We start from the raw sequence: 1963 nt of genomic DNA, 5'->3' as shown, positions 1-1963 counted from the left end.
AGCATCGACGCCCTGGTGGCCGCCGTGGTGCGCGCCGCCAGGCCGGGTGACCATGTGCTGTGCATGAGCAATGGCGGCTTCGGCGGGGTGCACGACAAGCTGCTGAAGGCGCTGAATAAGGGTTGAACGGCAGGCGGCGCCGACTGCACGGCGCCGCATTTGCATGGTCAGCCCCTGACCATCGTCGCGCGCAGCGCCTCGCTCAGCGTGCTCAGGCTCTCTTGCAGGTGAGCCCGGGTCTCGGGTGACAACCCGTTGCGCCCTGCGCTGGCCTTGAGCTGCGCCTGCAGTTCCACCGCCTGCATGCGCACCAGGCTCATCGCGTCGGCCGGCAGGTCGCTGGGCTTGGTGAGCAGGGCCTGCACACGCTTCAAGTGCTGGCGCTGCAGGTTGCGGCGCATGCCGTCGATCTCGCCGCCCTGCTTCAGCTCGCGCCAGATGCTGGACTGCAGCGTGCCGTACACCTCGTTCAGCGTCAGCGCGCCGGTGCGTTCACGCGCGCTCAGGTAGGCCGGCAGGTCCAGCACCCGTTGCGCGGTGCCGGCAGCCATCAGGCGGTCCAGCGCCTGGGTCTGCAGGCCCAGCACCAGCGTCGGGATGCTCACCGGCTGGCCGCGCTCCCATTCGTTGAAGTCGGGGCTCAGGCTGGCCAGGAACTCGGGGCGGAAGCGGAAGCTGTCCACGCTGAACACGCTGTCGGCCAGGAAGCGCAGCGCCTCGCGCTGGCGGGCCGGGTCCACCGGCTTGTAGGTGGGTCGGCCGGTGGTGCCGGGCAGGTCGCGCTGGATCACCATGCCGCCCACGTACTTGGCGGTCAGCTGCGGAATGTCGCGCAGCTGGCGGAAGCCGCTGGCCAGCACGCGCCGCTCGCGCAGCGGGTCGTCGCCGGGCCTGGCGCCGCGGGTCTGCACCCGGTCCCACAGCTCGCGCGACAGCGCAAAGCGCTTGCGGTACCAGCCCAGCGGGTCGTCGCCCAGGTCGAAGCGGTTGGTGTAGGGGTCGATGCCGCCGCCCAGGCCGGCGTCGGCGTCGGCATCGTCGGCGTAGGCCAGTTGCGGCTCGGTGCTGCGCGCGGCGATGCGGCCCAGCTCCTGCGGCTCCTGCTCGGCCGCGAAGGGCTTGTAGGCGTACTCGATGGCCCAGTAGTCGTAGGCGCCCAGCGTGGGCGTCACGTAGTCGCCCTGGCGTTCGTTGGCCAGCGCGATGTTGAAGGGCGTGTAGTCCATCACCGAGCTGACGACGCCATTGGTGGCGGTGTATGTCTTGTCCTGCAGCTGCGTGCGGTTGACGGTCGTCGATGCCTTGAAGTTGTGCTTCAGGCCCAGGGTGTGACCCACCTCGTGCATGATCACTTCCTTCACGTAGGCCTGTACCAGCGCTTCCACCTGCGGGCTGTCGGGCGGCAGGTCGGCCCGTGCTTCCAGCAGGTCGAAGGCAAAGGCCGCTTCGTCGGCGCTTTGTTCGGCGAAGTCGCAGAACGCGTCATGGCGGTGGCCCAGTGCACCCCCCAGCGCGTTCAGGCGCGTGGGCAGGCTGCCCAGGTCTTCGCTGGCCACGCGGCGGGCGCCGCGGGCAAACACGTCGCTCATCGCGATGTCGGCGTCCAGGATCTCGCCGGTGCGCGGGTCGCGCACGCTGGGGCCGCGGGCAAAACCCACGTCGCTGCCCACGAACCAGCGGATGGACGCGTGCGAGGCATCCAGCGTGTCGAAGTCGGCGTCGTCCGGCTGCTGCCGGACCACGATGGCGTTCTTGAAGCCGATGCGCTCAAAGGCCTTGTTCCACTCCAGCACGCCGGCTTCCACCGAGGCGCGGTAGCGCTGCGGGATGTTGCGGTCCAGCCAGTAGGTGATGGGCTGCACCGGCTCGGACAGCGCGGCCGAGGGGTCCTTCTTCTCGAGCCGCCAGCGCGCCACATGGTGCACGCGCAGGTTGGGTCGCATCTCCAGCCCGTAGTCGGTGT

The 1963-nt window shown here is 69.7% G+C and carries 1 protein-coding gene; it reads right to left on the bottom strand.

All coding sequences use genetic code 11. The features are described 5' to 3' along the window. Nucleotides 1–167: 167 nt before the first annotated feature. A partial coding sequence (locus tag ABNT58_RS26930) for a zinc-dependent metalloprotease (protein WP_348756451.1) occupies nucleotides 168–1963 on the bottom strand: 1796 nt, incomplete at its 5' end.

The sequence above is a fragment of the uncultured Aquincola sp. genome, from assembly GCF_964001545.1.
In the GTDB taxonomy this organism is placed as follows: domain Bacteria; phylum Pseudomonadota; class Gammaproteobacteria; order Burkholderiales; family Burkholderiaceae_C; genus Aquincola.
The sequence above is the reverse complement of the archived record's forward strand: the minus strand, read 5'-3'. Positions and strand labels throughout refer to the sequence as shown.